This window comes from Castellaniella sp. MT123 (assembly GCF_039614765.1).
Classification (GTDB): Bacteria; Pseudomonadota; Gammaproteobacteria; order Burkholderiales; family Burkholderiaceae_B; genus Castellaniella.
Map to the genome: position 1 here is coordinate 742,935 of NZ_CP154879.1, position 14,826 is coordinate 757,760.

General features: G+C 61.2%; 16 protein-coding genes. 7 read left to right on the forward strand and 9 right to left on the reverse strand.

Going from position 1 to position 14,826, the window contains the following annotated elements:
* Nucleotides 1-21: 21 nt before the first annotated feature.
* From ABCV34_RS03365 to ABCV34_RS03400, 8 genes are all read right to left on the reverse strand, one after another.
* On the reverse strand, nt 22-2,451 hold the full coding sequence (locus tag ABCV34_RS03365) for a VirB4 family type IV secretion/conjugal transfer ATPase (protein ID WP_345797817.1): 2,430 nt from the start codon (nt 2,449-2,451) through the stop codon (nt 22-24).
* Entirely contained in the window at nt 2,448-2,849 is a 402-nt protein-coding gene (locus tag ABCV34_RS03370; RefSeq protein ID WP_345797818.1) for a VirB3 family type IV secretion system protein, read from the reverse strand. Before ABCV34_RS03370 ends, ABCV34_RS03365 begins: the two co-directional genes overlap by 4 nt.
* Nucleotides 2,850-2,852: 3 nt before the next feature.
* Nucleotides 2,853-3,113 (reverse strand): TrbC/VirB2 family protein, encoded by a 261-nt coding sequence (locus tag ABCV34_RS03375; RefSeq protein WP_345797819.1) that lies wholly within the window; start codon nt 3,111-3,113, stop codon nt 2,853-2,855.
* 160 nt (nt 3,114-3,273) lie between these two features.
* Nucleotides 3,274-3,909: a lytic transglycosylase domain-containing protein gene (locus tag ABCV34_RS03380; RefSeq protein ID WP_345797820.1), complete on the reverse strand. Its 636-nt coding sequence runs from the start codon at nt 3,907-3,909 to the stop codon at nt 3,274-3,276.
* Nucleotides 3,910-3,921: 12 nt separating this feature from the next.
* On the reverse strand, nt 3,922-4,605 hold the full coding sequence (locus ABCV34_RS03385) for a TrbM/KikA/MpfK family conjugal transfer protein (protein ID WP_345797821.1): 684 nt from the start codon (nt 4,603-4,605) through the stop codon (nt 3,922-3,924).
* A 57-nt stretch (nt 4,606-4,662) separates the two neighbouring features.
* On the reverse strand, nt 4,663-4,956 hold the full coding sequence (locus ABCV34_RS03390) for a hypothetical protein (protein WP_345797822.1): 294 nt from the start codon (nt 4,954-4,956) through the stop codon (nt 4,663-4,665).
* 48 nt (nt 4,957-5,004) lie between these two features.
* On the reverse strand, nt 5,005-5,904 hold the full coding sequence (locus ABCV34_RS03395) for an Abi family protein (RefSeq protein WP_345797823.1): 900 nt from the start codon (nt 5,902-5,904) through the stop codon (nt 5,005-5,007).
* Nucleotides 5,905-6,055: 151 nt separating this feature from the next.
* Nucleotides 6,056-7,372 carry an integrase arm-type DNA-binding domain-containing protein gene (locus ABCV34_RS03400; RefSeq protein WP_345797824.1) on the reverse strand — a complete coding sequence of 439 codons (1,317 nt, stop codon included), beginning with the start codon at nt 7,370-7,372 and terminating at the stop codon, nt 6,056-6,058.
* A gap of 469 nt (nt 7,373-7,841) precedes the next feature.
* Here ABCV34_RS03400 and ABCV34_RS03405 point away from each other — a divergent pair, with 469 nt between their 5' ends.
* The 7 genes from ABCV34_RS03405 to ABCV34_RS03435 all read left to right on the forward strand — a co-directional run bounded on the left by ABCV34_RS03405 (nt 7,842) and on the right by ABCV34_RS03435 (nt 13,928).
* On the forward strand, nt 7,842-8,108 hold the full coding sequence (locus ABCV34_RS03405; RefSeq protein WP_345797825.1) for a hypothetical protein: 267 nt from the start codon (nt 7,842-7,844) through the stop codon (nt 8,106-8,108).
* 618 nt (nt 8,109-8,726) lie between these two features.
* Nucleotides 8,727-9,989 (forward strand): ABC transporter substrate-binding protein, encoded by a 1,263-nt coding sequence (locus ABCV34_RS03410; RefSeq protein WP_345797826.1) that lies wholly within the window; start codon nt 8,727-8,729, stop codon nt 9,987-9,989.
* Nucleotides 9,990-10,019: 30 nt separating this feature from the next.
* Entirely contained in the window at nt 10,020-10,892 is an 873-nt protein-coding gene (locus ABCV34_RS03415) for a branched-chain amino acid ABC transporter permease (protein ID WP_345797827.1), read from the forward strand.
* A gap of 59 nt (nt 10,893-10,951) precedes the next feature.
* Entirely contained in the window at nt 10,952-11,836 is an 885-nt protein-coding gene (locus ABCV34_RS03420) for a branched-chain amino acid ABC transporter permease (protein WP_345798687.1), read from the forward strand.
* On the forward strand, nt 11,833-12,591 hold the full coding sequence (locus ABCV34_RS03425; RefSeq protein ID WP_345797828.1) for an ABC transporter ATP-binding protein: 759 nt from the start codon (nt 11,833-11,835) through the stop codon (nt 12,589-12,591). Before ABCV34_RS03420 ends, ABCV34_RS03425 begins: the two co-directional genes overlap by 4 nt.
* Nucleotides 12,578-13,303, forward strand: a complete 726-nt coding sequence (locus tag ABCV34_RS03430; protein WP_345797829.1) for an ABC transporter ATP-binding protein — start codon at nt 12,578-12,580, stop codon at nt 13,301-13,303. The genes ABCV34_RS03425 and ABCV34_RS03430 overlap by 14 nt, the downstream gene beginning before the upstream one ends.
* A 124-nt stretch (nt 13,304-13,427) precedes the next feature.
* On the forward strand, nt 13,428-13,928 hold the full coding sequence (locus tag ABCV34_RS03435) for an SRPBCC family protein (protein WP_345797830.1): 501 nt from the start codon (nt 13,428-13,430) through the stop codon (nt 13,926-13,928).
* A gap of 62 nt (nt 13,929-13,990) precedes the next feature.
* Here ABCV34_RS03435 and ABCV34_RS03440 read toward each other — a convergent pair whose 3' ends face one another.
* The gene (locus tag ABCV34_RS03440; RefSeq protein ID WP_345797831.1) at nt 13,991-14,671 is read right to left on the reverse strand and encodes a hypothetical protein; all 681 of its coding nucleotides are present in this window, start codon (nt 14,669-14,671) and stop codon (nt 13,991-13,993) included.
* Nucleotides 14,672-14,826 lie beyond the last annotated feature (155 nt).

Genomic DNA, 14,826 nt, shown 5'->3' on the forward strand with positions numbered 1-14,826 from the left:
CCTGACTTGGGCCTGGATTGCCTAACGGTGAGTCTGTCGAACGGCCGCAAGATAGACCGGCAGCCAGGCAGCGGGGTCCGAACCCGCCTGGGCCACGGCCTGTTCTGCAATTTCGGCCATATCAGGGCTGCCGGAGAACACCAGCAACTCGTCTTCGCAGCCGGACAGGTCCAGCTGCGCCACGGTGACACTCGCCCCCTGCTTGACCAGGAATTTGCGGCTGGCTTCGCCCAGGCTTTGCAGCAGGGCGAATTCCGCAGGTGTGAGCCCGAAGCCTTCGATGTAATCGCGGGCGCGGGCCTTGGGGTTGGGCAAGAGGATGAGCGTCGCGGTCTGCTGCACCAGGGACGGCCCCACCGGGTTTTCGGTGATGGCCCCCGGTTCCTGGGTAGCAAAGGCAAGCACGCCGTTCTTTTTGCGGATCGTGCGGCTCGCGTCCTGCATGGACTCCTGAAAGTGCGCGTCCTTTAGGGGGTGCTGGCACTCGTCGTACAGATTGATGATGCGCCGCCCGTCGTGCAGGGCGTCGATCCGATGCTTCAGATACAGGGTGGCGGCCCCGCGCACGTCATCATCATCCAGCAGTTCGGTCAGATCAAAGCCAAAGATTGCAGGCTTGCCGCTCGCGGCCTCCAGATCCAGGTGATCGCCGGGATTGTCGAACACCCAGCCGTATTCCCCGCCCTGACACCAGGGGGCGAGTCGCGCATGGATGGTGCTGTGCGACTCGTCTTCGCTGTAGGGGTTCGGAAGCAGGGTGTTCAGGGTTGAAAACGTGCGTGCTGGCCGGTCGATAAGCGTCACCAGCTGCTGCACGGCCTGGGTGATATCGGCCCGCTGGCGAGTGCTGACCGCTTCGCCCCGGCGTTCGGCCAGGTAGACGACCAGGCGCACCATGAAGGCGACATTGCCCTTGGTGGGCTCCATCTGAAACGGGTTCCAGCCGGTCGCTTCGCCCAGGCGGATGTTGAAGTAGCGCCCACCCAGGGCCATGATGAGCACCTGCATGCCCTGGTCCTTGTCCCAGACCACGCAGGCAGCCCCGAATTTCTGCGCCTGGGTCAGCAACATGCCTTGCAGCACGGTTTTGCCGGTGCCTGTCATGCCGATGATCAGGGTGTTGCCCGGGCGGCGTTTGCCGGTTTCGTCCAGGTCTTCCGTGGAGGCATGGAAGTTGAAGAAAAAGGGCGATCCCGTCTGTGTTTTCAGCATGGTGACGGCTGGCCCCCAGGGATTTCCGGCAGGCTTGCCCGTCAGTTGGTTGTGCAGGCTGGAAAAGCACAGGAAATTCAGGGAGGTCACAGGCACGGGCCGAGGCCGCCAATGCCAGTTGCCCGGCAGTTGCGCCCAGAACCCGGCTTCCAAGGCCCGGTCCAGGGGCCGGAAGCCTACGGCGTCTTCGGCCAGGGCGGTGGCCGTCTGCGCCAGTGCCTGACGCACACTGTCTGCCGAGATGCCATACACCAGGAGGGTGGCATGGTGATCCCCCAGGCCCAGACGGGCCGATGTCAGATCGTCCATCACTTCGGCCAGTTGCGTGACCTGACTGACCGAATCGTCACCTGAGTCCACAAGCAGCTTGTGGTGTTTCTTGACGAGTTTCTTGGCGGCGGCTCCTGTGTGACTGCCCCAGGATTGCGTCAGCACAAACTCATGGGGCAGGCCCAGCAGCCGGTCCAGGTGGCCCGGTTTGGTGGCTTCCGGGTAGTCGCGCAATTCCATCATGCCAAAGAGGCGTGACCCGGCGACAGTGCGCAGTTCGCCCAACTCGCCGTGGCGGCCAAAGATGGGACGGGCCTGCGGCAGGGTTTCGCGCAGCCGTTCCCGGCTGATCGGCACGGGCCGATGGGTGCCCGACAGCAGGAATCCCAGAAATTCAGCCGTTTCGCTGAACGCCAGCCCCTGGCGATCCACGATGCCGAGGATCTGCGGATCGTAGCGGTACAGGCCTGCGGTCAGTGCCCGCACGGCGCTGTCCAGGCGCTCGATGGATTCATCCTGCCAGTGAGCCAGGCGTTTTGCATCCGCCTTTTCCAGGCTGGCGAAGGTGCCCAGCACAGGGTCTGCGACGGGGTGAATCAGCACACTCAGGTACAGGTCATTGACCATTAGCCCCGCGGTGTCGAATGTCGCCCGGTAGGCCGCATCAAATCGGGTGGCGAAAGGTTGTGCAAACGTGCTGTCGGGATATTCCGTCACACGCCTGCGGATGATGTGAGAATACAGGCCGAGCGAGCCCATGGGTAGGCCGCGCAGCACATTGTGCAGGGCCTCGATCCAGTCTGTCAGTTCAGCCTGGCCGTAGGCGTCCGGTGCCCGACCAGCGACCTTGATGACCGCCAGGTATTCGTGGTTGTCGCAGGCAATGATGCGGTCGGTGACATGGTGGGAATAGGGCAGATAGCGGGAAACCAGCCGTTCATCAACGGCCAGTGCGGTGGCTGCGGTCATGGCAGAGTCCTTCGGGAAAGCAAACGGCGCCAGGGCCGGTTGCGGTGGTAGCCCTGCGGGGCATAGCTGGAACCGCGCCAGAATTGCTGCTGGCGATTCGTGCGACGGGTCTTGAGTTCCAGCCAGAGGATGTCGATGGCTTTGTCGTCATCGCGGGTGAGCATGGCCAGCGTGGGCATCACGACCAGCAGTAGTCCCCACCAGGCCAGCCCGGCTGTCATGGCAATGATGGCCACGCATGCGAACGCGCCGAGCATCAAGGTGGTGGGGATGCCCATGAAGGTCGCCTTGCGGCCCAGGCCCTTGAACACGGGATAGGTGTTCGGGGGCTGATGGTCGGGAGACTGGTCTGTGTGGCCGGTGCGGGCGGCGCGTGTGCTGCTGGTGCGGATCGCCATGGCTTACTTCCAGAGCAGCACAACGAGTTCGGCTGCGGACCCGGCCAACAGCACGCCAATGCCCCAGCGGATGGCGTCATCCTTTCGCATGACTTCCGCCGAATACAGCACGAAGATGATGACGCCGATGATGACGGCGGCAATCGGCAGAATGATGTCCAAATTGTCTTTCAGGGTTTGCAGGGTGGTTCGGGCGCGAGACAGGCCGCCCAAAGACTGCGCCCATGTCGCGTGACTGACCGTTGCCAGTATCCAGAGTGTCACCAGCCTGTCCATGAAATGTCGCGGTCTTGTCTGGGGTGTGAGGTGTGGCAAATTCTGCATGGCATGACTCCTGCCCCAGACGCCGGCAGGCGTGTTGGGGTGTGGGGTGGGAAAAGAAAGGGGGAGGCTGCGGGCCGCTGGATGCGGTGCTGCGGAGGGATCAGTGGGCCGGTGGCTGAAAGCCATCGGCGATGGGATGTGCTGTGAAGCCGTCCGGGGTGCCAGGTGGCTGGGTGGGTGTCGGGGCTGGTGCGGTATCCGGGCTGTCCGCCGTGGCGGGTTGCGCGTCGTTAGCGGATGCCGCATCGTCTGGGTCTGACTTGAGGGCCGGGACCACGATGCCCGCCTGAGCCAGTACCTTGCCCACATAGCCATTGGCAAAGCCCCGCGTGAGGTTGCCGGTGTTGTAGCAAGACAGTGCCGCCCGCAAGGCTTGTTGCGGGTGACGATGGTGGCGCAGCGCCCTGGCGTAGCAGGTGGATAGCACGGTCTGGGCAGCGGTCAGATTCTTGCAGGGATCGAAAACCGTTGTGCTGTCCAAGCCCAGCCAGTGCCAGTTGCGCACGTTGATCTGGCCCAGGCCTGCGTCGAAATCCACGCCTTGGGCCATCAGGTCTTGCGCGGTGCGCTGGGCTTCTTCCAGGGTGCCGGGTTGCTGGATGAAGGCCTGGCGCTTGCTGTTCACCCCAATGGCGTATTGCCGTGCGCCCGACTCGTGGCGAATCAGTGCGTCCAGCGTGACCGGGTGAATGTGTGGTGCGCAGGCAAGGGCGAGGGAGGCCAGGGCAGAAAGCATGGCGCGGCCCCTTTAGAAACCGGCCCTGTGCCTGGGATCGGACAATGAGAAATTCCAGCCTGCTGCCCATTGGCCGTTGTGATCCGCGTCCCATTTCGCCTGGGCCGCGTCATAGTCCACGGCCTTGACCCAGCGCCCGCCCATGCTCGGGCGACCGACATAGCGGATGGACAGTTCATAAGTCCAGGCGTGATCGTTGTAGGCCACGCACCAGGCGGGCAACTGCGTCAGCGTCACGGTGGGCAACGGCTGGACTTCGTAGATGGGTTCCCGGGTGCTGGTGGATGCGTCGTATCGGTAGCCGCGCAGCCGCCATTTGTAGGCGGTGTCCGCGTAGCTGCGATTCAGATAGTCGGCATCGCATTTGCCTGCCCCGTGTGAAATGGTGTTCACCCGGTCGGCCATGCCGGATTCCGTGGCAGCAGGGCATTGCGCCAGGAAGGCGCGACGGGCGGCGACCGTCGCACCCCAATCCAGGCCATGGCGGTTGTATTTGAGGATGCCGAAATAGTGATCCAGTGATAGGCTGCATTCGCCTGGACGCAGGCTGGACGACAGGCAGAGCGTGGCTTCGCAGGCCAGCCGGGGGATGCCGGTCAACGGATCAGCGTCGGCGGTGCCGGAGGCATGGGCGAGGGGAGCCAGGACGCAGGCAAGCGCCAGCGTCCTGGCCCGCAAAGCGGGAAGGGTGTGCATGGGGAGATTTCCTGGGGAGAAGGGACAGCGGTTGGCCGAAGGGTGGCCGGGGAGGGGTTAGCGGCGTCGCAGCAGTGTTTGTTGGGCCAGGGCGATGTGTTCGGGCTTGGCCATGGCCCGCACCAGATGGGCGGTTTCAACCGCAGCGGTGCGGGTGTCGCGGAGCTGGCCCAATTCGGCCACGATCTGGCGCAGCAACGCCAGTTCTTCCTGTAGCGTGTCGTCGGCAGCTAGACGGCGGCGGATGTAATTGGACAGTGACAGGCCGGATATGGCCGCTGCTTCGCCCAGACGCGCAGCATGAGCCGAGGTCACCCGGATGCGGATGACTTCGGAGAGAGGTTCATTCATGGTGATTTCCAGGAAGAATGGAGCGATTCGGCCTGACCATCGCGCTGGCTACTGCCAGAGGGATAGCTGCTCCCATCGTGGTGGGAAGCCCATGGCCCGGGTGGGTGGCTTGTGTTGCTCGATCAGGGCTTTTAGCCGTTGCCTCCAGCTATGGTGCGGGGCGACGATGTCCATGCAGTGCAGCAAGAGCGTCAGCGTGTTGTATATCTTGCGGGAGCCTGGCTGGAACTGATGCAGCAGGTTTTGGGGCTTGGTCTTTGGAATCAGCGGGGTGATGGTGAACTCCCGGTTCCATAGGCGGCTATGGTGTGCGCAGGTGTTTCGCACCATCGTCAGGTGGTGCAACCAGGAACCCAAGACCTTCTCATTGACGGCGTAGACTGATGCAATGGCGCTGCGAGTCTGCATGGGTTTGAGATTGCCGTACCAGCGCGAGAGCAGCCCCAGGGACATGACCTCGCAGACTGCCCAGGCCGGGGGCAATTTCTCCGAATACGTTGCCAGCAGGTGTCTGATGAACACTTCATCGGACCTTTGAACCTCTTTTTCCAGTTTCGTAAGGTCGGATTCCCAACGGCCTCGGTTTGCGGCCAATCCGGCGTCCAGGTACGCATGGGGGCCGTGTCGCTGGGAGACTTGGTAAGCCCATTGGCTGCGGATCGAAACTTCAATGCGTTCTATTGCATCCAGCACCAGCAGGCGTAGGCTGCGGTCGAACAGATATAGGTTCAGAACGTCCGTGAAACGGGTGCCCGGGATGAAGGTATGGGGCGTGTGGGTGGCCTCAAAGGGCAACCAATAGGCGCTGAGCCTGTAATAGTTCAGGTGCTGTAGGTAGAATTCCGCTGCCGCATGGTCATCAACGTCCATTCCGCGCCGTTCGAGGATGGCTACCTGTTCGGCATAGGTCGTTGCCGGTTTGGCGAAGGGAAGAGGATGGCGTGTCATTGCAGGCCCATCCGTCTGCTTATTGCTGTTTCGCGGGCCAGAAATGAGTAACCCGCCGGTTTGAGGGTGTACTTTCGTACATAGCCTTGGCGGGTCTTGTCACCGTTAATTATACATGCTTCGGGTGACGAAAGGAATTCCAATTTTGGGTTCATGCGTGGGTCCCGGCGAATTTTCTGAACTGGATGATATTGCTGATCGTGGGCTTGGATGCCTGGGGGGATGACGTTCCTGTCTCGCAGGCAATCAGAAAATCCGCCCACATGGCCAGCGCCTGCCGCCGCTCGGGGATTTCTTCGCGGACATCGTAGATGGCCTCCATGCCTTTGAGCGTGTGGTTCAGCGCGATTTCCGAGATTTCCCGAGAAACACCCATGTTTCTCAGGTGCCCCTTGGCGGTTGATCGGGTGTCGTGTGGCGTAAAGTGCCTGATCGGAATGTCCTGGCGGTCAAAGGCACGTTTGAAAGCGGCCCACAGGGTTGTGGTTCCAACGTGGATGTCTCCCTGGTGCTTGCGCCGCCGTCGCTCCTGACGGGCTGGCAGCAGGTAGATGGATTCGCCGGACAGGTTAATCAGCGCTTCAAACCAGGCGGCAACGGCAGGCACGATGGGAACCAGGAATCCTTTTCTTGTTTTGACCGCCTCATCTGGAATCCACCAGACGCCGCGATCCAGAAACAGATCCTCTTTTTTGGCGCTTGCCAGTTCGATGCCACGCACGCAGGTGGCGAGCAGGATACGGAAGGCCAGTGCGTTTTCTATGCCAATGATGTCGATATCCGGCAGCAATGCCCGGAGCTCATTTTCTTGCAGCATGATGCGTTGGCGAACTGGAGGGCGTGGTCCCATGATGGCCGACAACCGAATCCCTGTGCAGGGGTTTGCCGGAATCAGCATCTGGCCGCAGGCATGATCAAAAAGCATGGATGCCGAGGTCAGGATGCGTTTGCTGACGGTCCAGGTGCGCTTTGCTTCTACGAGCATCCCCACGATGTCTATGGATGTGACGGATGAGGTCAGTCGGGAGCCTAGGTGGGGCAGGATGACTTGCTCATAGTCAGACTTTCGATACTCGATTGTGTCCGCCGCGTAATCTGGTTCAACCAGAACCTTGTCCTGATAGTCCTTCACCAGTTCACGGATGGTCCAATCGGCTCGAACCCGTGTTTTCTCGGATTGTTTTTCGATGGCTGGATCATTACCGCCATCAATGGCTGCACGGTGTTTTCCTGCAAGAATCCTGGCTTCTCGCAATGAGATGTCGGGATAGTTGCCCAGCGTGAGTTCACGCCGTACAGCCTGACCGTTGTGGCGGGTGCCCAACCGGTAGCGCAGTACCCATGTCGCGGTACCGGAACCAGAGAGCGTGAAAGTCAGCCCGCCGCCATCAGATCGGGCGACGGGTTTGCGTTGCGCCACCCAGTTGCGAAGCTGGATGTCGTTGAGTTTATTCGTTGAATTTGCCAAGACTGCCCCTGGCTAGGTGTTCCTGGGTAGCTAGCGATCTGAATCGCTGCTAGCTACCCACCTAGCTACCCGGAAAGGGTGTGATGCCAGGGGTCATCATGGCATGCTCAGAAGCTGAAATTCAAGACGTTGTAGTTAAATAACAGCATGTTAGGAACGTATTGGCGCAACTTGAGACGCTAATCCGAAGTGCAGGTGGCGAGTTTCATTCGATAAATCTGTTGTTAATCAAATGGTTATCACATCATCACACGCCTGCTTTTCAGGCTAGCTACCCAATTTGAGCCTGGTGGGCGGTTTTTCATCGTGTTGCGTGAATACGACTATGGTATCAGCACGGTGCCTTGTTTCGCTCGATCATGGCGTGCAGGCTGGTGGCCAAACTCGCCAACAAGCTGGACGGCACCACCCAGTCGGAGCCTCCGCTTCAAAGCCTGTGACTACAATGGAGGCTCATATAAGGAGTCTTATGTTGGAATTTCAGCCCGGAGCACGGGCGTATCTTTTGAAGATTCATGCCCTGTCCGCAGATGGGGACGGCAATGAAGTGTTTGTAGGTATGACACTCAAGGAGTCGGTTTGGTACCAGCTCTACCTTGAAGAATCATTTAACGGAGAAACCGATCGCACTGACGGTTCGCAAGAAAGGTATCTTGCCCTACACGACAAGCACGAGGACGCGCGACAGACCGTGATAGCTGACGAATCGCATTCTCACAAGCCGATCGTGCAGTAGCTGCTGCGGTCCTCCACAGAAAATCCCCGCTCGATGGCGGGGATTCGTTTTTTCAGGACGTAAGAGCTCGGACGTATTGTCTCGTTTTCTGTCCCGCTTTTCCAGACCCAATGTCCCGCAAGCGAGACACGGAGTACTCCGCAGCTGCTCCAGACACCTCTGCTGCCCGTACAATCAGCGCCGCGTCGTACTCGACGAGCGCGTCCAGTACCCGCTTCACGGCTTTCCGCGTAGCCGCTTTTTCGGGAGGAGGTCAAAGACATCTGTGCGTGGCCGTCTGGTGTGTGGCTCCTTCCTTGCAATGACAGTCTCGCGCCATCTAACTAGACTCGAGCATCGCCCGCCGCCGCTAGGGGATTTCTGCGCTTCTTTAGCCGGTCATGATGACACCTCCGACCGCAGTCCGCGTGATGTCGATAACCTCGTTAACCACCACGGCCACGAGAAGAGACTAAATGTCTGTTAGCGATCTGCCGGATTGACATACCCGTTACCCCGACGTATAAAAGTTTGACATTTGTAGTGTTTGGAGGACTTGGTGCGCGTTTGACAAATCATCTGGCAAGCCCTGGCGATGTGGTTTGCACCAGCTTGCTGCTTTGAAGGAGGAGCTTTTCAATGAGCGATTTTCACAGCAGTTCAAATGGAATCAGTCGCCGCGCGGTGCTGAAGATGGCGGCGACGGCCGGGGTCGCGGTGATCTCGTCGCCTCGCCTGGTGTTTGCGCAGGGTGACCAGCCCGTCAAGCTCGGGGTCGACAACCCGCTGACCGGAACCTACTCCATCACCGGCCGGAATGAACTTCACGGCATGGAACTCGCCGTCGAGGAGATCAACGCCAAGGGTGGCATTCTGGGTCGTCCCGCCAAGCTGATCGTAGAGGATTCCACCAGTGGCGATGCCGGGGTCGCGGTCCAGAAGGCCCGCAAGCTGATAGAACGCGACAAGGTCGATTTTCTGGTGGGCAACGTCAATTCCGGCCTGACCATCGCCATGTCCGCCGTCGCTTACGAAAAGGGCGTGTTCATGATGGATCCGGGCGGCCACGCCGACCCGATCACGGGCAAGAACTGCCACTGGAACGTCTACCAGGTAGATCCGTCCACCACCTTGCTGGTCAACGCAATTGCACCGTCCCTGGTCCAGCGTTTCGGCAAGAAATTCTATTTCCTGGTCCCGGACTACGCGTTCGGCCACGGGCTGCTATCCGCTTATAAGGAAAATCTGAAGAAGCTGGGCGCGACCAATCTGGGGGCGGATCTGATTCCGTTGGGGACGACGGAATACTCCTCGTATCTGATCAAGGCGCAGGCTGCCAATCCGGACGTGATCGTGATCCTGCAAAACGGCGAAGACCAGACGAACGTCTTGAAGCAGGCGGTCCAGTTCGGCCTGGACAAACGCTTTCACATCGCCGGTGCCAATGTCGAACTCGAAACGCTGGAAGCTTTGCCGCCCAGCTCCCGCATCGGCAACTGGGTAATCGAGTGGTACTGGAACCAGCCGGACGTCCCGCACGTCAAGGAATTCGTCGACGCCATCAAGAAAAAAACCGGTCGCGTGCCGACGGCCCGGACCTGGTTCGGGCATACGGCCATCCATGCCTGTGCGCTGGCCGCCAACACGGCGAAGTCGCTCGAACCGATCAAGATGGCGCGGGCGCTCAACGGTTTCACCCTGCCGCCCGAAGTCGCCCTGCAGCCGCATCCCGCCACGTTCCGCGCGGACCAGCATCTGCTGATCGGTACGCTGTGGGCCGGCCATGCGCAAGCCGAGGGCAGCGCGCCCGACGATTTGTTCAAGGTCGACGTCGTCATCGACAGTAAAACCATCGCACCGACAGTCGAAGAGACCGAGTGCAAGATGACCTGGCCGTCCTGATCCACACGCCGACTCTAGGGAGGGGAGAGCGTGACCCAGTTGCTGCTGTTCAACGTGTTCAACGGGCTGGTCATCGGGGCGTTCTATGCCCTGATGGCCCTTGGCCTGTCCCTGATCATCAATCTGACCAATGTCATCAATTTTTCCCATGGCGGTTTTCTGGCGCTGGGCGCGTATTTCGCCTACACGCTGGAACCCTATCTGGGCTTCTGGGGGGCGCTGATCGTTTCGCCGTTCTGCGCGGCGCTGATTGGTGTGATCGTCGAACGGATCCTGATCCGGCCCCTGTACAGTCGGGATCCCCTCTATAGCCTGTTGCTGACCTTCGGGCTGGCCTTCGTGCTGGAAGACACAGTGCGCTATATCTGGGGGGCCCAGGGTCTGCCGATGAAGGTACCCCAGGTACTTCAATCCTCGCTCAGCCAGACCCTGTTTTTCCTGACCGGATACCGGGTATTCATGGTCGTGCTGGTGGCGGTGGCCGTGGCCATTCTCTTCCTGATCCTCAAGAAGACCCGGCTGGGCATGCGCATCCGCGCGGGGACTCTGGACCTGGAAATGGTGTCGGCACTGGGTGTCGATGTGCGCATCCTGCGCAATCTGAATTTCGGGCTCGGGATCTTTTTTGCCGGGCTGGCGGGGGTGCTGGCCGCTGGAATGCTGGGCCTGACGCCGACCATCGGCGACCAACTGATCATGCCCAGTTTCGTGGCTGTGATCGTCGGGGGCCTGGGCAGCCTGGTGGGCACGCTGTTCGGGGGCATCCTGATCGGCGTGGCGACCGGCGTCGTGACCGTGTTCTATCCCTCCGCGTCCGAGGCCACCATCTACGTCATGATGGCTCTGGTGCTGCTGGTCCGGCCGCATGGCCTCTTTGGTGAAGAAGGCGGAACGAAACTGTGAACCAGTCCTTGAGTACGCGTATTGTCACCCTGGTGATCCTGTGGCTGGTGCTGCTGTCCATGCCGTATTGGATCGGATACGTCGGGGGGTATACCGATCTGGCGTCGCGTCTGCTCATCATCGGTCTGGCGGCGATGGCCACCAATCTCCTGGTGGGGCATTCGGGGGTCATGGCGTTCGGGCACGCCGCCTATTTCGGGCTCAGTTCCTACACCACCGGCCTGATGATCAAATATCTGATTCCGAGCACTCCTGTGGGCTTTCTGGCGGGCATCATCGTGGGCACGCTGGGGGGCGCCATCATAGGATTCCTGCTGGCGAGACTGCGGGGCATCTACTTCGCCCTGGCCACCATCGCGTTCGGCCAGGTGTTTTTCTTCATCGCGTTTCGTTGGAATGCCGTCACCGGCGGGGACAACGGCCTGAGCTTTCAGCGCCAACCGATCGATCTGGGATTCCTGCAGCTCAATCTAGGCTCCAGCCGCGTCTACTACTATGTGGCGCTGGCCGTGTTCGCCGTCTGTGCCGCCTTGATGGCGGTGGTCCTGCGCTCGCCGTTTGGCCGCACACTGCTGGCCATGCGCGAGAATGAGCGCCGCGCCCGATTCCTCAGCATTCCGGTCAACCGTCATCTCTGGATGGCTTATATCGTGTCCTGCTTCTTTGTCGCCGTCGCCGGCTCGCTCTACGGGATGCTCAACAATTTCGTCAGCCCCCATGACCTGCACTGGACACAGTCGGGTGATTTCGTGCTGATGGCGGTCATCGGCGGCATGCGGTCGTTCTGGGGGCCCTTGCTGGGGGCAGCGATCTTCGTGGTCGCCCAGGATTATCTGTCCAGCCTGACCGGAAACTGGATGTTCTTCATCGGCATGCTCTTTGTGCTGGTGGTCCTGTTCCTGCCGCGTGGCATCGCCGGGCTGCTGCAGCGGAGGACATCATGAGTCTGCTCGAGGTGCGCCAGGTATCGCAGCATTTCGGCGATCTGGTGGCGGTCAGGGACGTGTCGTTCGCGGTCGAACCCGGGGAGCTGCATGCGATCATCGGACCCAATGGTGCCGGGAAGACGACATTTTTCAACATGATCAGCGGTTTCTACCGGCCGACCCGGGGGAATATCGTCTTCGATGGCACGGACGTCACGACGTTGCCGCCCTATGCCCGCGTGGCGATGGGTATGGCGCGGACCTTCCAGATCACCGAGGTTTTTCCCGAGCTGACCGTGCGCGACAATCTGCGCATTGCGGTGGAGGTCACGCAGGGCTTGCGGATGAAGATGTTCAGTACGCGGGCGCAGACCCGGGCGAGCAACCTGCGCATCGATGAATTGCTGGAAACGGGCGGGCTGACGGCCAATGCCGATCGTTATGTGGGCGAATTGTCGCACGGCGACCAGCGCTCGACCGAAATCATGATGGCGCTGGCCCTGAAGCCAAAGCTGCTGCTGCTCGACGAGCCGGCCGCCGGCATGGGCAACCAGGAAACCTATGATACGGCGCGGTTGATCCGCCGGCTGCACCGGACCCAGAACCTGACCATCATCCTGGTCGAGCACGACATGCGGGTGATTTTCAATCTGGCCGACCGCATCACGGTGCTGACCGAAGGTGAGATCCTGGAGCAGGGCACGCCCGACGAGATCGCGGCCAGCGAGAAAGTGCAGGTCGCCTACCTGGGGGAAAAGCATGAAGGCGCTTGAGGTCCGCGAACTCAATACCTATTACGGCAAGAGTCATATCCTCAAGGGTGTGGATCTCGAGGTCGGCGAGGGCGAGTTGGTGACGCTGCTGGGCCGCAACGGCGCCGGCAAATCCACCACGCTGCGCAGCATCATGGGCCTGACGCCGGCCCGGGCCGGGCACATCCGGGTGTTCGGCGCGGATTCCACGCACCTGGCGCCGTTTCGCATCGCCCGGTTGGGCGTCGGGCTGGTGCCCGAAGGACGGCGCATTTTCGCCAATCTGACCGTCGACGAGAACCTCAAAGTTCCGGTCGATCAGCCCGGGCACTGGAACATCCCTCGCGTCTATGAATTGTTTCCGCGCCTGGCCGAGCGCAAGTCCCACAAGGGCAAGCAGCTCTCCGGCGGCGAACAGGAAATGTTGTCGATCGCGCGGGTGTTGCTGCTCAATCCCCGCCTGCTCTTGCTCGATGAGCCGTCCCAGGGACTGGCGCCTCTGATCGTGCGTCACGTGCTCGACGTGATCGTGGCGGCCCGCAACGCAGGAACGTCTGTCCTGCTGATCGAGCAGAACGTGCGCGCCGCGATCGGCATTGCCGATCGCGCCTATGTGCTGGATCGGGGCGCCATCACCTACAGCGGGGTCGCCGCCGAGTTCGGCCAGGACGAGGCCCGCGTTCAGGAACTCGCGGGCGCCAGTGCGCAGAAGTGGGATTTTCCGGACGATTGACCGCCTGGCCATCAGCGATTGATATCGGTCAGCCACGCGGAGGTTCGAGAGGCGAGGGGGCTTGTGTGCGGCCTTGAAGATGGTAAAACAGGAATTTAGTCATTCTTGATGAAGAAATACCGCCATGAGCGAAAATGATTTCCACCCGGGCAGCATCCGCCGTCTGGACGACGTTGTCGAAGGCCAGCTGCAACGTATCATCGAACATCCACCGGCTGATGTCTGGCGCATGCTGACCGAACCGCAGCGCCTGGCACAGTGGCTGGCGCCGGGGTCGGTCGAACTGCGCCGCGGCGGGGCGGTGCGCATCGACTTCGCCGACAGCGGGACGCTGATCGAAAGCACCGTGCGCGCACTGGAACCGGGGCACCTGCTGGAATATTCCTGGAGCAGCGGCTCGCAACCCGAACGTCCCTTGCGCTGGACCCTGGATGCTGTCGAACGGGGTACGCAGTTGACGCTGACGGTGCGCCTGCCCGCCGACGAGGACATCGCCAAGGCCTGCGCGGGATTCGAGGGCCATCTGGAAATGCTGGTGGCCGCCCTGGAAGGCGTGCCGGTCCATTTCCCGGTGGAACTGTACCTGCAGGCCCGCAAGGCCTATCAGGCGATGCTGGCGGCTTAGCGGCATCACATTGATCCACGCCGGATCATATCGCGGCGCCAGCCGCAATTTTCACGCAATTTTCAGTGTCTTAGCAGCCCCTGCAGCCCCTGCAGCAGGTTCTGCGGGTTCGTGGGCTGGGCCGGCAGCGCAAATTGGCCGGCAGGGGGCTCCTGGCCCGAAATCGACTTGAGTGCGAAATCCTTGCCCAGACGCAGGATGCCACGGCGGTTCGCGGGCAGGGAGCCGGTCAGTTTTTCGGCCATGGAGGATCCGAACAGGGTCTGCATGGTGTTCAGATAGGTTTCGGTCATGTTCACGACCAACGGATCATTCGTCAGGACCGCGTCCGTCGGGTGGGTCTTGCCCTGGGTGTCGGTGACGTTCAGCCGGTAGACGCGTCCCCGGATGCCCGCGACGGTTTCGGTCTTGCCGGTGTCCTGGATCGAATCCACGCGATCGGGCAGGTACTGGTTGGGCCGGGTCTGCGCGATGGCGCCAAGTCCCCGCAGCAGCCCGCCGATCTCCATGACCACCGGGGTCTGGCCCCGGTACGATACCGAGTATGCCTTGCCGTCGCGCACCAGCATGTAGTCGTTGGCGTTCTGTTGGCCGACGCGCACGGCCCCCTGGGTCTGCCAGGCCAGTTTGGAGGTCTGGCCCCCCGCCTGCACGACCGCGGTGCCACCGGCCCGGACGGATAGGGGGATCAGAGCGGACAGGAGAGAGATCCCGATGAATGCGCGAAGCAGGTGTAAAGGCATGAGGGACTCCTGGTGATGATGGATCCGTGCGCCAGCGCTGGCGGCGCGCGAGTGTGTCGATTGCACAGCCGCTATTGTGCAATGGCGGGGACGTGTGCCGCTGTGTGCAAGGGTAACCCGGCCTTCCCGGCGTCATTCGGTATCCACCGGAACGA